We start from the raw sequence: 16,006 nt of genomic DNA, 5'->3' as shown, positions 1-16,006 counted from the left end.
GACACCGCGCGCGAGCACCCGGATGCCGCACGTACGGCGCCGAACTCCACCGGGCACGGGGACGGAATTCCCCCAGGCGGGGCGATCTTGGTTGATATACGCTGCGTCTGACTTGTTCGAACAGTTCGGCGAATCCGTGCCAACCGATTCGTCCTGCCCGGGGGGGCATTCCCATGACTTCGCAGTCCCGCGCGGTGCTCGGCATCGCGCTCACTCCCGTCTTCGCTCTGGCGGCCGCCGACCCGGCCGCCGCCCACACCACCGATACGACCGCCGTCACCACCGCCACGGCCGCCGGCACCGCCACGGCTGCCGTCGAGACGCGTGCGCCGGGCCCGTGGGGTACCCGCGCCCTGCACGCCCCGGCCCCCGACCCGGGTGACGCCGCGGGCGGGCTGACCGCCCTGGTGTCGGCCGGGGACGGCGCCCTCGTCTCCCTCACCCGCGACGGGCGTTCCACCCGGATCCGGCCCGCCGGCAGCACCCGCTGGCTCACCCCGCAGACGTGGCCGGACGCCGGCCTGTACAGCACCGAGCTGGTCTCGCTCGGCGACGGCTCGGTGCGCCTGGCCTGGCGGGCCAAGCGCGCCGACGATCAGGGCAACCACTGGCTGAAGGTCGCCACCCTCACGCCCGGCGCGACCGCGTTCTCCGAGCCCGAATACGTCGCCGCGGTCCCCGAGAAGGGCTACCACCACCTGGCGGCGGCCCCCGACGGCCGGCTGGTCGCCGTGTGGTCGGTCTCCGGTGTCGTGAGGGCCGCAGAGAAGGCGGGTCCGCAGGCCGCGTGGACCGCTCCCGCCGACCTCAACGCGCAGCCGCCGTCCGGCAGCCGCGACATCGCCAACATGGACCTCGCGGTCGGCACGGACGGCACCGCCCTACTGGTGTGGCAGTGGCAGGCGAGCAAGGCCGTCGTCGCCCTGGAGAAGGCCCCCGGCGCGTCCGCCTGGACCGCGGTCCAGGGCTTCCCGGTCCCGGACAAGGATCTCGCGCGCCCGAAGGTGTTCGCCGATCCGCAGGGCGGCTTCGACGTCTTCTACGACGACCTCGCGCACCTCATGTACTCCCGCCGGCCCGCCGGCGCCACGCAGTGGAGCACCCCGCAGTCCGCCGACAGCCATGGCAGCACGTACAGGATGACGGCGCCCGTCCACTTGCCCAACGGCGACCTCTTCGTGGCCGGCGGGCCCACCACCCCCTGGTACGCGGTGCGTTCGGCGGCCACCGGCCTCTGGCGGTCGTACGCGCAACGCTTCTCCGGCCACCAGAAGGTGCGCGATGTCGCCGCCGTCGCCACCTCCGGCGGCACGGTCACGGTGACGTGGCGGGAGGGCTACTCGTATGAGGAGTACACGATGGCCGCCGTCTTCAAGGGCGGCACCTGGTCCACCCCGCGGCGGCTGAGTGCGAAGAGCGCCCAGTTCGCCGGGCCGCCGCAGGTGGCCGCCGACGCGCTCGGCCGGCCCGTCGTGCTGTGGGACGAATACCTGCGGGGCGAGACGAACAACACCGTCCTGGACGGCGTGTACCAGGCCACGACCACCGGCCGCGCGCTGCCCAAGTGGCGTGACTACACGGACGACGGCAAGGCCGACCTGTTCGGCCGGGGCAGCGCCGGGCTCAAGGTGTACGCGGGTGACGCGACGAAGCTGACCGCGGGGCAGCGCGCGACCGGCTGGCCGACGGGCACGCTCGTCCTGCCCTTCGGCGACCTCGACGGCGACCGCTGCAACGACGTGTTCGTCCGCTCCCCGAAGGGCGAGGCCCGCGTCCACCCGACGATCTGCGGCGGCGGGCTGCCCGACCAGCAGTCGTTCTCCGTGAAGGTCTCCTCGGACTGGAGCGCGTACAACGCGGTCGTCTCGCCCGGCGACGTGACGGGCGACGGCAGGGCCGACCTGCTGACCCGGTCCGCCTCGACCGGGAAGCTGTACGTGTACGCGAACAACGGCGCGGGCGGCTTCAGGGCCCGAGCGCTCGCCGGGTCCGGCTTCGGCGGCTACAAGAGGCTGATCGCCGCGGGAGACCTGGGCGGTGACGGCAAGAACGACCTGCTGGCCATCGACGCGTCGAACGAGCTGTGGCGGTTCGACGGGACCGGCGCCGGCACCTTCAAGCCCCGGTCGCTGGTCTTCAAGGACTGGGGCATTTCCTACAAGGACGTGGTCGGCGGACTCGACCTGTCCGGCGACGGCCGGGCCGACCTGGCCTCACTCGACAAGGACGGCCGCGCCTGGCTGAACCGGGGCAACGGCAAGGGCGGATTCGACAACCGGTCCCAGGTCGGCAAGACCACCGACTGGTCGGACATCCGCATCTCCTGACGGCACAGATCCGGGCGCGGTCCGGGACCGTGGGCCCGGAGGCGTGTTCCTCATCTGGCTCGACCAGTCAAGATGCTCACTAGGGCAGCGTCGGCTGGATGCGCCGCAGGAACGTCGCGTTGTCCGGGGTCTCGCGCATCCGTTCCAGGAGGGTCTCCAGGGCACCCTGCCCGTCCCGGTTCTGCAGCACGCGCCGCAGGCCGTGTACCGCCGCCAACTCGGCCGGCGGCAGCAGGAGTTCCTCGCGGCGGGTGCCGGAGGGAATGATGTCGACGGCCGGGAACACGCGCCGGGACGCCGGTTCGCGGCTCAGGCGGAGCTCCATGTTGCCCGTGCTCTTCAGCTCCTCGAAGTAGAAGTCGTCGGCCCGGGAACCGGTCTCCACCAGCGCCGTCGCGAGGATCGTGAGGGAACCGCCCTCCTCGGCCGACCGGGCGGCGCCGAAGAACCGCTTGGGGCCGGTCAGCGCGGACGCGTCGACGCCCCCGGTGAGGATGCGGCCCCCGGAGGCGGCCGCGTTGTTGTGCGCCCGGCACAGCCGGGTGAGGGAGTCGAGGAGGATCACGACGTCCTCACCGGCCTCGACGAGCCGCTTGGCCCGCTCGATCACGAGGTCGGCGAGCGCGATGTGCTGCCGGGCGCTCCGGTCGAAGGTCGAGGCGTACACCTCGCCGCGCACGCTGCGCCGCATGTCGGTGACCTCCTCGGGCCGCTCGTCGAGCAGCAGCATCATCAGCCGGCACTCGGGATGGTTGCCGGTGACGGCGGCGGCGAGCTGCTGGAGGAGGACGGTCTTGCCGGTCTTGGGCGGGGCCACGAGAAGCCCGCGCTGGCCCTTGCCGACCGGTGCGATCAGGTCGACGACCCGGCCGGCCAGTCCGGCGGCCGGGTGTTCGAGACGCAGGCGCTCGTGCGGATGCAGGGGCGTCAGATCCCGGAAGTGCCGGCGGCCGCGCAGTTCCACGGGCGTACGGCCGTCGGCCCGTGCGACGTCGCTGAGAGCGTGCCGGTCGCCCAAAGGGCCCTCGACGAGGTCGCCCTTGCGCAGGCCGTGGCGGCGGATCAGGGCGGGGGAGACGGCGGGGTCGGTGGGCGCGGGCAGGCAGTGCGCGCCGCGCAGATGCCCCTTCCCGCTCGCGTCGATGTCGAGGACGCCGAGGGCGGTCCGGGGCTCGGACCGGCGCTGGACGGGTGGGGTGTCGAGCGTGGTGGTCATGGTGATGTGTCCTTTCACGGACGGCAGGCATGGGACATGCGAAGGGAAGGGGAGAGAGCCGCGAGGGGAGGGCCTGGGGCACGCCTCCGGCGGCGGGGGAACAGCACCTCGGGTACGACAGAGCCCGACGAGATGCCGGAAATGAGGGAGAGAAAGGAAGAACCGCACCGGCGCCCACACAGAGAGGGGCGTGCACGAGTGCTGTCTGCAGGCTACCACCCGATGGGGCGGTGGGGGAGAGAGAGATGCGTCAGCGGGTGGCCAGCAGCCCGTACAGCAGGGGAATGCGCGGCTCGGGCAGCCGCCACCAGCCGGACTCCGTGCGGACCATCCGCGGCCAGCGCGGCCAGGGAAGTTCGTCGCTTTCCCGCAGCCGCCGGACGGCAAGTCCCGAGGTCGTCAACGCGTTGACGACCTCGCCCATTCCGTGCATCCACTCGTAACTGTCCGTGGCGCCCTCGACGGCCGGGCCGTCCGTGTACGTGTGGGTCGCGTCCCGGTGCACGGGACCGCCGCCGCCCAGGTAGTCGTGGCGCAGGAGCAGCTCGGGGCCCTCGCCCGGAGCGGGTTTCGGCCCGAGGGAGTTGAGCAGGGGGTGGAACTCGACGACGTACAACCGGCCGCCGGGACGCAGGAGCCGGCCGACGACCTCCGCCCACCGGTCCAGGTCCGGCAGGTAACACAGGGCGCCCTTGCCGGTGTAGACGACGTCGAACCGCCGCCCGTCCAGGGCCTCGTCGGCGTCGTACACGTTGGCCCGGACGTACGACACGTCCGCGCCGGCCTTCGCGGCGATGCCGGTCGCCGCCGCCACGGACGCCTCGGAGAAGTCGAGGCCGACGGCCCGGGCGCCGCGCCGCGCGAAGGCGATCGTCTCCGTGCCGAGGTGGCACTGGAGGTGCAGCACGTCACGGCCGGCCAGCTCGCCGAGGTCCTCCCACTCCCAGGGCGCGAACCAGCGCTCGGGGTCGGGGTCCTGGTCGAGACCGTAGAACCGGCTGGCGAGATGGACGGGCGTACGGGCGTCCCAGTTCGCCTGGTTGGCCCGCATCAGCCGGTCGTGATCGACGGACGTCATGAGGACATCCAACCGCCGGCGGGCCGCGAGCGGTGGCAGAACGCGGGAAACGAGCCCCGTATGTGTCGCTCACATCGAGCGCGCCCGCGCCTCCTCGGCGATCCGCTCGAACTGTGCGCCCATGGCCGCCGCCAGGGCCTGCGCCGCCGACAACGGGCGCACCATGACGGTCAGTTCGTCGATGAGCCCGTTCTCGTCGACGTGGATGAAGTCGCAGCCGTTCAGCTCCCGGTCGCCCACGCGGGCGGTGAAGACCAGGGCGTGGTCCCGGCCGTCCACGTCGTTGATCTCGCGCACGTAGCGGAAGTCCTCGAAGACCCCGGAGACGGCGCGCAGGATCGCCGCCGTGATCGGCTTGCCGGTGTACGGCTTGAACACGACCGGGCTGGTGAAGACGACGTCCGGCGCCAGCAGCGCCTCGGCGGCGTCGAGGTCGAGTGCCTCGACCGCCTCACGGAATGCACGCATCGAATCCGCCTTAGTCAATTAATTGAGTAGGTGCGGAGTAGATTAGTCAACGGTTGATACGGTGTCCATATGTCTCTCAAGTACGCCGTGCTGGCCGCCCTCCTGGAGGGCGAGGCCTCGGGCTACGAGCTCTCCAAGGTGTTCGACGTGTCGCTCGCGAACTTCTGGGCCGCGACCCCGCAGCAGCTCTACCGGGAACTGGAGCGGCTCGCGCAGGACGGGCTGATCGAGGCCAGGGTCGTACGCCAGGAACGGCGGCCCGACAAGCGGATGTTCACGCTCACCGAGGCGGGCCGTCAGGACCTGCGTGCCTTCGCCGTCACACCGCCCCGCCGGCCCACCGCCATCCGGGACGAACTCCTCATCAAGATCCAGGCCATGGACGGAGCGGACCCCGAGGCGACCCGCGCGCTGGTCGAGGAGCGCGAGGCGTGGTCGCGCGGCAAGCTCGCCCGCTACGAGCGCGTCCGCGAACGCCTCCTGGCCGGCCGCGGTGAGGAGGAGTACCTGCGGGAGGCCGACCGCATCGGCCCGTACCTCACGCTGATGGGAGGCATCGCCTACGAGGAGGGGAACCTCCGCTGGTGCGCACGCGTCCTCACGATCCTGAAGCAACGGGCTGCCCTAGGCTGAGCCGATGTTCAGCCCCGAAGGCCCCAGTCTGCGCGAACTCGCCGTTCAGGCGCTGTCGTCCGTCGAACGCGGCTACGACCTCCTCGCGCCGAAGTTCGATCGCACCCCCTTCCGGACGCCCGACGCGGTCCTCGGCGCGGTCGAGTCGGCCTTGCGGCGGACCGGGCCCTTCGCGGCCGGGCTCGACCTGTGCTGCGGCACCGGTGCGGGCGTCGGCGTGCTGGCGGGGGTGTGCCGGGAGCGGGTCGTCGGGGTCGACTTCAGTGCGGGCATGCTCGACGTGGCCCGGGAGCGGGTCCGGCCGGCGGGGCCGCCGGTCTCCTTCGTCCGTGCGGACGCCCGTGCCCTGCCCTTCGGGCCCGACTTCGACCTGGTGGTGAGCTTCGGGGCCTTCGGGCACTTCCTGCCCCGCGAGCTGCCCGGACTGTTCGCGCAGGTCCGCTCCGTCCTGCGGCCGGGCGGCTGCTTCGCGTTTCCGCTGGTCGCCCCGCCCCGCCCGGGCTCGCTCGGCTACTGGATGCTGCTCGGCTTCGACGCGGTGATGCGGGTGCGCAACGCGCTGTGGCGGCCTCCGTTCGTCATGTACTACCGCGCGTTCCGCTTCGGGGACGTACGGCGTGAGCTCGCCCGGGCCGGCTTCCGGGTGGATCTCCACGCGCTGCCGGAGTTCGGGCGGCGACGGGACGGCAGCCCGCGGGTGCGGCTGGTCGTCGCCCGGACTCCGGGCTAGTCAGCCGCGCAGGAAGTTCAGCAGATCGTCGTTGAACGCCTGCTCGTAGTCACCCACCAGACCGTGCGGAGCGCCCGGGGACACCGCCGGCACCGGCGGCGCCACGGCTGGCCCCTCAACGCGGACGCCTGGGGCGGACAGGTCCTGGGCGGCCCCGGCCGCTTCACGCGCCGCTCGGCGTCGGCGTCCGGCCCGGCAGGGTGAACTCGTAGACCAGGGCGTCCTGTTGGGCATCCACCACCAAGTCGGTCATCTCCAGCGGGCGCGCATACTGATCGTGCACGTGGCGCGTGACCCGTACCGACGGTGTGCCTTCCAGGCGGGTGATGGCGTCCCGGTGGTGCAGGGTCAGACCGGCCCGCCGCATCCAGTCGTAGGCCCGCCGCAGATGCGCGGTGGCGGTGCCGTCGGCGCGGTCGCGGTAGCGGGCCAGCTCCGCCACTTCGGCGAGCGCCACGGCGGAGAAGGACGTCACGGCGGTACGCAGCCCGCGTCCGTCGGCCGTCGCGCACCGGTAGCGGTGGATCAGGGTCGGCCGGCCCGGGGCCAGTCCCAGGGCCTCCGCGTGGTCCTGCGGGGGCGGCTCCCAGGTCACGGTGGCGCGGGCGACCGTGCCCGGGGCCGCGGCCCGGGCGCCGACCGGGAAGGTGAGCGAGGCCGGGGTCTCGACCGGCAGGCCGGGCAGGGTGGCGTGGCTGCCGCGCCTGTCGGTGGCGACGAGACCGTCGCGGCGCAGCAGTTCCAGCGCCTGCCGTACGGTTTCCCGGCTGACCCCGAAGTGCCCGGCCAGCCGCCGCTCGCCGGGCAGTCGTTCGCCGGGGGGCACGGTGCCGTCGCGCAGTTCGCCGAGCAACTCCAGGGCGATCCGCCGGTACAGCGGCTCTCCTTCGGTCGGCGAGTGGTCGTGCGGGGTGGTGCGGGCCATGCCGCGCCTCCTGTTGGTGACGTTCGGTAGCCGTGCGGGCTCGGTGCGCCACCAGGTCTAGCATTGGTCTAAACCAGCCCGGAAGGGCGGCCGGGCGGTTCGGCCGAAACCGGACCGCCCGCACCGGCCGTCACAGAGCGCTGTACACGGCGTCGACCAGCGCCGTCTTGCGCGGGTCGTTCGCGATATGAGGCCCCATCCGGTTCATCACGTAGCCCAGCGACACGTCCGCCTCCGGGTCGGCGAGCCCGCAGGAGCCGCCGAAGCCGTCATGACCGAAAGCGCGCGGGTTGGGCCCGTAGGAGCCGTCGGATCCGCTGAGCCACAGGCCGAGCCCCGCCTCGGTCTCGCCCTCGAACCCGGCACCGATCACCAGATCCCGGCAGCTGCCCTGTCCCTCCCGCACCCGCTCGGCGGCCTCGGGGGACAGGATGCGCTTGCCCCCGTACGAGCCGCGCCCCGCGAAGACGCCGTACAGGCCGGCGACCGCACGGGCGGTGCCGTGCCCGTTCGCCGCCGGGATCTCGGCGGCCCGCCAGCCGGGCGTGAGGGCCCCGGCGGCGGACACCGCGGGGTTGGTCAGCGCGGCGATCGCCGCGGGCGCCAACTGGGCGAAGACGGCGGCCTGTTCACTGCTCGCCGTGATCGGCGGCTGGACCAGCTCGGCCGCCCGCCCGTAGTCCTTCTCCGGCAGGCCGATGCGGAAGTCGATGCCGAGCGGCCCGGTCACCTCCCGCTCCAGGAAGTCCCCCGGCAGCAGCCCCGACACCCGCCGGACGACCTCGCCGACCAGATGGCCGTAGGTCAGCGCGTGATAGCCGGACGTGGTTCCCGGTTCCCACCAGGGCTGCGTCGCCGCGAGCCGCTGGGTGGTCAGCTCCCAGTCGCAGAGCTGCTCCAGGGAGTGCGGTTCGCGCAGTCCGGCCAGGCCGGCGCGGTGGGACAGCAGGTGCCGCACGAGGACCTTCTCCTTGCCCGCCGCGGCGAACTCCGGCCAGTACGCGGCCACCGGCGCGTCGAGATCGAGCAGCCCCCGGTCGGCCAGGATGTGCGCGCACAGCGCCACCGGCCCCTTGGTCGTGGACCACACGTTGACCAGCGTGTCCTGTTCCCATGGCCGGGTGTGTGCCGCGTCGGCCCAGCCGCCCCACAGGTCCACCACCGTCGCGCCGCCGACGGTGACGGCCACCGCTGCCCCCAGCTCGCCCCGCTCCCGGAAGTTCTCCTCGAACGCCCTGCGCACCGCCGTGAAACGCGCGTCGCAGTGACCGCGCACCTGTGCCTGGTCCTCTGACATGGGCCCCTCCACCACCTCGCCGGGCCGGGCCGCCGAGGTGCGGCCCGGGCGCGAAGAACGTACCGACTGGTCGGACTCGGTGGTAGCCCGCCACCGTCGAAACGGCCGGGATCAGTCGCCGGCCGGCGGCGGGATCAGAGGTACGAGCGCATCCAGCGCAGCTTGGCCTCCTCCTGGAAGGGGCCGCCGCCCTCGTGGTCGTTGAAGTCGTACACCTCGATCGTCTTGTCCTCGTGGTTCCAGGCGTTGAAGGCCGCGAAGACGGTCGAGGGCGGGCAGGTCTGGTCCTCGAGGGCGGCCGAGAAGAGCGCGGGGGCCCGGCCGCGGGCGGCGAAGTGGACGCCGTCGAAGTAGGAGAGCGTGCGCAGGGCCTGCTCGCTGCGACCCCGGTGCGTCTTGAGGTACAGGCCGATCTCCCGGTACGGGTGGCGGTCCGTGAGGGTCGCCGCGCGCGGGTAGTCGCACAGGAACGGCACGTCCGGCGCTATGCCCGCCAGGTCCGGGAGCAGACCGCCCACCGCGATCGTGATACCGCCGCCCTGACTGCCGCCGACGGCGACCGTGCGCGCCGGGTCGGTGAGCGGGTGCGAGCGGGCCGCCTCCACGGCACGCACGGCGTCCGTGAACACCCGGCGGTAGTAGTAGTTCTCCGGGGCGTCGATACCGCGCGTCATGAAACCGGGGTACGCGGGCGCGCCGCCCACCGGGTCCGCCGTGCCGCCGCCCCCGCCCCAGGCGCTGCCCTGCCCGCGGGTGTCCATCACGAAGTGCGCCCGGCCCGTGGACGCCCACAGCAGATGCTCGTGCGGCAGCCCGCGTCCTCCGCCGTAGCCGATGAACTCCACCACCAGCGGCAGCGGGCCGTCCGCCCCCGCCGGGAGTGTCAGCCAGCCCTTGACCGGATGGCCGCCGAACCCGGCGAACGTCACGTCGAACACCTGCACAGTGGACAGCCCCGTGTCGACCGGTTCGAAGCGGGCGTCCAGGTCGTGCTCACGCGCCTCCTGGAGCGTCTTGGACCAGAACGCGTCGAAGTCCTCGGGCTCGGTGGACGCGCTGCGGTACTCGCGGAGTTCGTCGAGAGGAAGGTCGAACTGGGCCATGTAAGACCGCCTTGGGTGAGGAACGGCTGCGGAGACAGTGCGGATGATCACACTACGTGTGGGTTCGCAGGACCCGCCAGGCCTTGTGCCGCAGCCCGTTCACCTGCCGTGCGCCGGCCCCGTCAGGCGCCGCGATGGGTCCACTCCGGCTCCGTACGGGCCCACTCCCGCTCCCATTCGGCCAGCCGGCGGCGCAGCGCGACCCGGCGTACGGCGGAGTGGCCGAGGAGCACCACGAGCACCACACCGCCCGCGGCGCACGTGCCCATGGTGAGGGTGTGCTGCCAGATCGCCGTGCCGTCCATCGGCGGGGTCACACTCCGCCCCCGGGAGTCGAACCACACGTCCACGGCCTCACCCGGCCGGGTGCCGCCGGGGACCCGTGCCGTCGCGGTGCGCGTGCCCTCGCCCGGCTCGGTCCAGCGCACGGTGGCCCGGTACGCGTGCCGCCCGTCGGCCTGCACCGACGGCAGCGAGTCGCCCCTCTCGCCGACGACCTCGGCGCGGATGCGGTGACGCTCGGCCTGTTGCTCCGCCGCGACCGACCGCGCCTCGTCATGGGCCCACCAGGCGGCGGTCGCCCCCGCCAGCGGCGCGCCCACCAGTATCAGGACGGCGACCACCAGCAGCGTCCACGCCTCGACGACATCCGACCGGCGCCGCAGCGGACTGCGCCGCCAACGCCAGCCGCGCACCCGGGTTCGCATGTCGACCTCCTCGCCGTCGCGGCCGGAGGGCCGGACCGGCCGTGCGGTGGCGGCGCCGCCGCTCCCTCCACGTCACGTCACACGTGCGAGTGCCCACACGGGTCGAGTACCCCCTCCGACACACATCGATCGCTCGGCACGGCCCGGGTCGCCGCATGCCGGAGCCCTTCGGCCGGAGTGCCCGGGCCCACCGCGGTGAAACACCGGGGCCGGCCCCGGTGGCGCGTCGCACGCCACGCGGATGACACCGCCGGGGGAGGGGCTGCTGACACCACCGGGGGAAGGGCCTGCCGGCGCCACCGGGGAGGAGCCGCCGACCAGATCAGCCGAACCGTTCGATCCGGATACGGTCCACCGGCTGACCCGCCGTCACGAGCAGCCGGGAGGCGTGCTCGGCGAAGGAGTTGGAGCCGCACACATAGGCCTCCCACCCACTGGAAGGCTGCTCGGCCAGAAGCGGCGCCACATGTGCGGCCGCCATACGTCCCACCGCCACACCCTCCGGCGCGCTCCGCGTGAACACGGGCGTCGTCTCGGGTCCGAACTCCCTGGCGTAGATGAGCTCCTCGGGGCTGCGCGCGGACACCAGCAGGCGCAGCGGCACGGCCAGGTTCCGCGCCCGGTGGTGCCGGACCATCGACATCAGCGGTACGACGCCGGAGCCGGCGCCGATCAGCAGCGCGGGCCGGTCGCCCGGCCAGGCGAAGAAGCCGCTGACCGGGCCCCGCACCTCGACCTGGTCGCCGGGCCGGGCGACGGTGTGGAACCAGCCCGAGACCTCGCCGCCCTCGACGTGGTCCAGGGTCAGTTCGACGTGCCCGGAGTCGTCGGGCGCGGACGCGATCGAGTAGTGGCGCTGGGCCGCGTAGCCGTCCTCGGCGGTCAGCCGCAGCAGCAGGTGCTGGCCGGGCAGATGACCCCGCCAGCCGGGCACGGCGAACCGGTAGGTGGCGGCGCGCGCGGTCTCGCGGCGGATCTCGGTGAGCGTCGCGGTCTGCCACACGGAGGCGGCCTGCTCGTTCACGGCGATGCGCCCGGGCACCGCGAAGCGCGTGGGAGGCACGAACGTCTCAGTCACCGGAGTACCTCTGCTCCTCCCAGGGGTTGCCCCGCTCGTGATAGCCGTTCCGCTCCCAGAAACCCGGCTCGTCGTGATCGAGGACCCGCAGGCCGGCGATCCACTTGGCGCTCTTCCAGAAGTACAGGTGCGGCACCAGCAGCCGCGCCGGGCCGCCGTGCTCCGGGGCGAGCGGCCTGCCGTCGTACTCCCACGCGATCCAGGCGCGCCCGCCGGTCAGGTCGGCGAGCGGGAGGTTCGTGGTGTAGCCGGTGTGCGAGTAGGCGATGGCATGGGTCGCCGACCCATGGGGCCGGACCACATCCCAGAAGGCGTCCAGGGACACCCCCGAGAACCGCACCCCGAACTTCGACCAGCTCGTCACACAGTGGATGGCGCCCTCGTACGCCGACGGCGGCAGCCGGTGCGCCTCCTCCCAGTCCCAGATGCGCGGCTCGTCCACCAGACCGTCGATACGGAATGTCCAGTCGGCGGGTGCGAGGTCGGGCGTGACCTCCGCGGACAGCACGGGCCAGTCGTCGCCCGCGTCGTACTGGCCGGGCGGCAGACCGGGGTCGTCCCCGCGTGGGCGCCCGGTGAAGCCTCGGGTGATGTGCATGCGGTGTGCCTCCGGGCCGGCCGACGGTGCCCCACCGGACCGGCGTACTGAGTAGTTGCCTAATCAACCGTACGTGCGGTGCGCCCCTGGTCGTGCCGGCCGGGACCAGGGCCCGCGTTGTAGCGCACGAGGTAGTCGGCGAATCGCGCCAGGTCCTCGGCCGGCCAGTCCGCCAGCCGCTCGCGGAAGGCCGCCCGGCGGCTCTCGGTGACCTGGGCCAGGATGCGCCGGCCGGCCTCCGTCAGATGCAGCACCAGGACACGCTGGTCCTCCGTGTCAGGGCGGCGTTCGATCAGACCGGCGCGTTCCAGCGCGGCCACCTGGCGGCTGACCGTGGACTTGTCCAGGGCGTAGTGGGCGGCCAGGTCCGTGGCACGGCACCCGCCGCTCTCCTCCAGGTGCCCGAGCAGCGTGTACGACACCAGCGACAGCTCCGGGTGCATCCGTCCCGCTGCGGCGCGGGCACGGCGGGCGAAGACCGTCATCTCCCTCTGGATCGTCTCCACGGCATCGGCAGGCTTCATCGGACCTCCCTCACCACGTCGCCCTCCGGTCTTCCATGACTTCTTCCATGGTTGCATAACCCAACCACCCGCAGACGGGGCGGCGGATCAGGTGCCGTACCGGCCGGCCGGGCCGTCGGGTAGTGTTGCCGTCCGGCTGTGGACGGACCCCAGCCGTCGGAAACCGAGGAGGTGAGACCCATTACCGCTGTGTCAGCCCGGGTGCTCTCTCCTCGATGTCGCGCGGATCGCCGGCCGTAGGCGACCGCAGGAGCGCCCTTCGCATCTCGAAAGGCTCCTGGCTCCATGCCCTCCGTGTCTCCCGTTCCGCCGTCCTCCCGTGACTCCGTCGTCGTCGCCCTGCGCGCCGCGGGCTGCGTCTTCGCCGAGGACGAAGCCGAGTTGATCCTCACCACCGCCCGCACCCCGGCCGAAGCCGCCGCCATGGTCGAACGCCGCGTCGCGGGCCTGCCCCTCGAACTCGTCGTCGGCTGGGCTGAGTTCCGGGGCCTGCGCATCACCGTCGACCCGGGCGTCTTCGTGCCGCGCCGCCGCACCGAGTTCCTGGTCGAACAGGCCCTGGCCCGGGCGCCCGGCGCCGACGTCGTCGTGGACCTGTGCTGCGGCTCGGGCGCCGTCGGCGCGGCGCTGGCCGCCGGACTCGGCCGCGTCGAACTGCACGCCGCCGACATCGACCCCGCTGCCGTGCGCTGCGCCCGCGGCAACGTCGCCGCCCTCGGCGGGCACGTCCACCAGGGCGACCTGTTCGAGGCGCTGCCCGGCGCCCTGCGGGGCCGCGTCGGCATCCTCGCGGCCAACGTGCCGTACGTCCCGAGCGACGAGATCGGCCTGCTGCCGCCGGAGGCTCGCGCGCACGAGCCGCTCGTCGCCCTCAACGGCGGCGCGGACGGCCTCGACGTCCTGCGCCGGGTCGCGGCCGAGGCGCCCCGCTGGCTCGCCCCCGGCGGCTGCGTCCTGGTGGAGACGAGCCGCCACCAGGCACCGACCGCCCTCGACGCCTTCGAACGCGCCGGCCTGACGGCGCACCTGGCCGTCTCGGAGGAGTTGTACGCCCATGTCGTGACCGGCGTCGCACCGTAGGGGCCGCGCGGGCGGGCGAACGCCGGTGCGCCCCGTCAGTCCGGTGTCGTCGCCCGCGCGATGAGCAGCGCCACGTCGTCGAAGTTGTCCGGCTCGTGCAGGGTGCGCAGCAGCAGGTCGCAGACCTCCTCCAGCGGGCGGTCGGGCCCGTCGAGCAGGGACAGCAGCGTGTCGAGACGGTCGTCGAGCGAGTCGCGCCGGGTCTCGACGAGGCCGTCGGTGTAGAACACCAGCCGGTCGCCCGGCTCGAGGTCGACGGTCGTCGTGGCGAAGGCGACACCGCCGACCCCGAGCGGCACCCCGGTCGGCAGGTCGAGCAGTTCGGGAGACCGCCCGGCCCGGAGGCGCACCGGCGGCAGATGCCCGGCGTTGGCGATCCGGCACTGGCGCAGATGCGGGTCGTGGACGGCGTAGACGCAGGTGGCGATGGCCTGTTCCAGTCCTGCGGTGATCTTGTCGAGGTGTGCCAGGAGCCGGGCGGGGTCGAGGTCGAGGGAGGCCAGCGTGTTGGTCGCCGTCCGCAGCCGCCCCATGGCCGCCGCCGCGGGGATGCCGCTGCCCATCACATCGCCCACGACGAGCGCGGTCTTGCCGCCCTCCAGGCCGATCACGTCGAACCAGTCGCCGCCCACCTCGCTCGTGGCGCCGGCCGGCTGGTAGCGGGAGGCGACCTCCAGCCCGCCCGTCACGGGCGGATGGCTGGGCAGCAGGCTGCGCTGGAGGGTGAGCGCGGTCTCGCGGGCGCTCTGGTACCAGCGGGCGTTGTCGATCTGCACCGCGGCCCGCGCGGCCAGCTCGCGGGCCAGCAGCAGGTCGTCCTCGGTGAACGGCAGCGGATTGCGGGTGCGCTTGAGGTCCAGGGCGCCCAGCACCTCGCCGCGCGCGATCAGCGGCACCGCCAGATACGAGTGCACCCCGGCCCGGCCCAGCAGCCCGGCCGCCTCCGGGGACCGGGCGATGCGCGGCAGGTCCTCGTCCGTGACCTCCGGAAGCATCACGGGACTGCCCGTGCGTACGCACTGGGTGACGAGCCGGTCGGACGCGTACGAGGCCACCTGCCCGGGCGGGTCCGCCGCCTCAAGCGCCTCGGCGGAGTCGTAGCCCTGCACCGCCAGCGCGCGGATCACGGCCGCCTCGGCCGGGCCGAGGCGGGTGCGCCGGCCCTGCACCACCGCGTCCAGCAGGTCGACGGCCGCGATGTCGGCGAGTTCCGGCACGGCCACGTCGGCGAGCTCGCGGGCCGTGCGGTCCAGGTCCAGCGTGGTGCCGATGCGGCCGGAGGCGTCGGCGATCATGGCCAGGCGGCGCCGTGCGGCCTCGGCCTCGATGCCGGCGCGGTACTGCTCGGTGACGTCCACGACCGACAGGGCCACGCCCAGCACGGTCCCGAAGGCGTTCTCCAGCCGGTACAGCGAGATCGACCAGGCGTGGTCCTGGTGCGGGTCGGCCGGGGTGCGGCCGATCGTGGACTGGTCGACGACCGGCTGCCCGGTGTCCAGCACCCGGCGCGCCGCGGCCTCCAGGGCGTCGACGTCCATCCGCGGCACCACCTCGCGGACCGTCCGGCCCAGGTGCTCCTCGGCCGGCACGCCGTTCAGCTCCTCCAGCGCCGGGTTGACCGAGACGTACCGCAGGCCGGTGTCCAGCACGGCCAGCCCGATCGGGGACTGGGCGATCATCCGCGTCGACAGCGCCACCTCGCGCTCCAGCCGGTGCACGGTCGACTGGTCGGCGCACAGCCCGAGCGCGTAGACGTCCCCCTGGTCGTCCAGGAGCCGCATGTTGCGGAACTCCACGAGCCGCGTGGTGCCGTCCTTGCGGCGGACGGGGAAGGCCCCGGCCCAGCTCTGTCCCGTACCCATGACGTCCGCGAACAGCTTGACCACGAGGTCGACGTGCTGCTCGTGGACCATGATCCGGGCGGCGTACTCCCCGAGCGCCTCCCGCGCCTCGTACCCGAACAGCTCCTCGGCCTGCGGGCTCCACAGCACGATGCGGCCCTCGGCGTCCAGGACCACGGAGGCCACGCGCAGCACGTCGAGCAGCCCGCTCGGCCGCACCGGCGCGCGCGCCGGCTCGTCGCCCTCGGCCAGGGGAGACCCGGCTGCACTCATCCCACGCCCCGCCTTCGCCGATCTCGGATCTCGCGGCACGCCGTCACGTGCCGACACCCCTTGTTCTACCGCTGTTCTACCGCGCGGAGCCGTCGATCCGAGGCCCCTTCGGTCACCTTCCACCATCT

Annotated in this window: 15 protein-coding genes; 4 read left to right on the top strand and 11 right to left on the bottom strand. The window is 73.2% G+C overall.

What is annotated here, in order from left to right:
• Window positions 1-173 precede the first annotated feature (173 nt).
• Window positions 174-2,327, top strand: coding sequence for an FG-GAP repeat domain-containing protein (locus CCL05_RS00710; protein WP_143589792.1), 2,154 nt, complete (start codon window positions 174-176; stop codon window positions 2,325-2,327).
• A 79-nt stretch (window positions 2,328-2,406) separates the two neighbouring features.
• Here the strand turns inward: CCL05_RS00710 and rho are convergent, their stop codons facing one another.
• From rho to CCL05_RS00695, 3 genes are all read right to left on the bottom strand, one after another.
• Window positions 2,407-3,543 carry a transcription termination factor Rho gene (gene rho, locus CCL05_RS00705; RefSeq protein ID WP_086558488.1) on the bottom strand — a complete coding sequence of 379 codons (1,137 nt, stop codon included), beginning with the start codon at window positions 3,541-3,543 and terminating at the stop codon, window positions 2,407-2,409.
• Window positions 3,544-3,793: 250 nt separating this feature from the next.
• The gene (locus CCL05_RS00700) at window positions 3,794-4,621 is read right to left on the bottom strand and encodes a class I SAM-dependent methyltransferase (protein ID WP_086558487.1); all 828 of its coding nucleotides are present in this window, start codon (window positions 4,619-4,621) and stop codon (window positions 3,794-3,796) included.
• Window positions 4,622-4,690: 69 nt separating this feature from the next.
• Window positions 4,691-5,089: a nuclear transport factor 2 family protein gene (locus CCL05_RS00695; RefSeq protein ID WP_086558486.1), complete on the bottom strand. Its 399-nt coding sequence runs from the start codon at window positions 5,087-5,089 to the stop codon at window positions 4,691-4,693.
• A gap of 69 nt (window positions 5,090-5,158) precedes the next feature.
• On the opposite strand from CCL05_RS00695, the gene CCL05_RS00690 reads away from it, so the two are divergent.
• Together CCL05_RS00690 and CCL05_RS00685 are read left to right on the top strand one after the other, a co-directional pair.
• A complete protein-coding gene (locus CCL05_RS00690) occupies window positions 5,159-5,722 on the top strand; it encodes a PadR family transcriptional regulator (protein ID WP_086558485.1) in 564 nt (187 codons plus the stop codon).
• A 4-nt stretch (window positions 5,723-5,726) separates the two neighbouring features.
• The gene (locus tag CCL05_RS00685; protein WP_086558484.1) at window positions 5,727-6,452 is read left to right on the top strand and encodes a class I SAM-dependent methyltransferase; all 726 of its coding nucleotides are present in this window, start codon (window positions 5,727-5,729) and stop codon (window positions 6,450-6,452) included.
• A gap of 163 nt (window positions 6,453-6,615) precedes the next feature.
• Here the strand turns inward: CCL05_RS00685 and CCL05_RS00680 are convergent, their stop codons facing one another.
• The 7 genes from CCL05_RS00680 to CCL05_RS00650 all read right to left on the bottom strand — a co-directional run bounded on the left by CCL05_RS00680 (window position 6,616) and on the right by CCL05_RS00650 (window position 12,684).
• Window positions 6,616-7,377 (bottom strand): GntR family transcriptional regulator, encoded by a 762-nt coding sequence (locus CCL05_RS00680; RefSeq protein WP_086558483.1) that lies wholly within the window; start codon window positions 7,375-7,377, stop codon window positions 6,616-6,618.
• A gap of 130 nt (window positions 7,378-7,507) precedes the next feature.
• Window positions 7,508-8,674, bottom strand: a complete 1,167-nt coding sequence (locus tag CCL05_RS00675) for a serine hydrolase domain-containing protein (RefSeq protein WP_086558482.1) — start codon at window positions 8,672-8,674, stop codon at window positions 7,508-7,510.
• 134 nt (window positions 8,675-8,808) lie between these two features.
• Complete coding sequence (locus CCL05_RS00670) at window positions 8,809-9,777, bottom strand: acetylxylan esterase (protein ID WP_086558481.1); 969 nt, start codon at window positions 9,775-9,777, stop codon at window positions 8,809-8,811.
• A 122-nt stretch (window positions 9,778-9,899) separates the two neighbouring features.
• Window positions 9,900-10,484: an Rv1733c family protein gene (locus CCL05_RS00665; protein ID WP_086558480.1), complete on the bottom strand. Its 585-nt coding sequence runs from the start codon at window positions 10,482-10,484 to the stop codon at window positions 9,900-9,902.
• A gap of 322 nt (window positions 10,485-10,806) precedes the next feature.
• Window positions 10,807-11,562, bottom strand: a complete 756-nt coding sequence (locus CCL05_RS00660) for a ferredoxin reductase (protein ID WP_086558479.1) — start codon at window positions 11,560-11,562, stop codon at window positions 10,807-10,809.
• Window positions 11,555-12,160, bottom strand: a complete 606-nt coding sequence (locus tag CCL05_RS00655; RefSeq protein WP_086558478.1) for a sulfite oxidase-like oxidoreductase — start codon at window positions 12,158-12,160, stop codon at window positions 11,555-11,557. Before CCL05_RS00655 ends, CCL05_RS00660 begins: the two co-directional genes overlap by 8 nt.
• A gap of 59 nt (window positions 12,161-12,219) precedes the next feature.
• Window positions 12,220-12,684, bottom strand: a complete 465-nt coding sequence (locus tag CCL05_RS00650; protein WP_086558477.1) for a MarR family winged helix-turn-helix transcriptional regulator — start codon at window positions 12,682-12,684, stop codon at window positions 12,220-12,222.
• Window positions 12,685-12,969: 285 nt separating this feature from the next.
• On the opposite strand from CCL05_RS00650, the gene CCL05_RS00645 reads away from it, so the two are divergent.
• Window positions 12,970-13,764 (top strand): putative protein N(5)-glutamine methyltransferase, encoded by a 795-nt coding sequence (locus CCL05_RS00645; RefSeq protein ID WP_086558476.1) that lies wholly within the window; start codon window positions 12,970-12,972, stop codon window positions 13,762-13,764.
• A 35-nt stretch (window positions 13,765-13,799) separates the two neighbouring features.
• Here the strand turns inward: CCL05_RS00645 and CCL05_RS00640 are convergent, their stop codons facing one another.
• A complete protein-coding gene (locus CCL05_RS00640) occupies window positions 13,800-15,878 on the bottom strand; it encodes a SpoIIE family protein phosphatase (RefSeq protein ID WP_086558475.1) in 2,079 nt (692 codons plus the stop codon).
• Between the last annotated feature and the right edge of the window lie 128 nt (window positions 15,879-16,006).

The sequence above is a fragment of the Streptomyces africanus genome (assembly GCF_002150735.1).
Lineage (GTDB): Bacteria > Actinomycetota > Actinomycetes > Streptomycetales > Streptomycetaceae > Streptomyces > Streptomyces africanus.
Note: the sequence above shows the minus strand (reverse complement) of the source record. Positions and strands in the feature narration are given on the sequence as shown.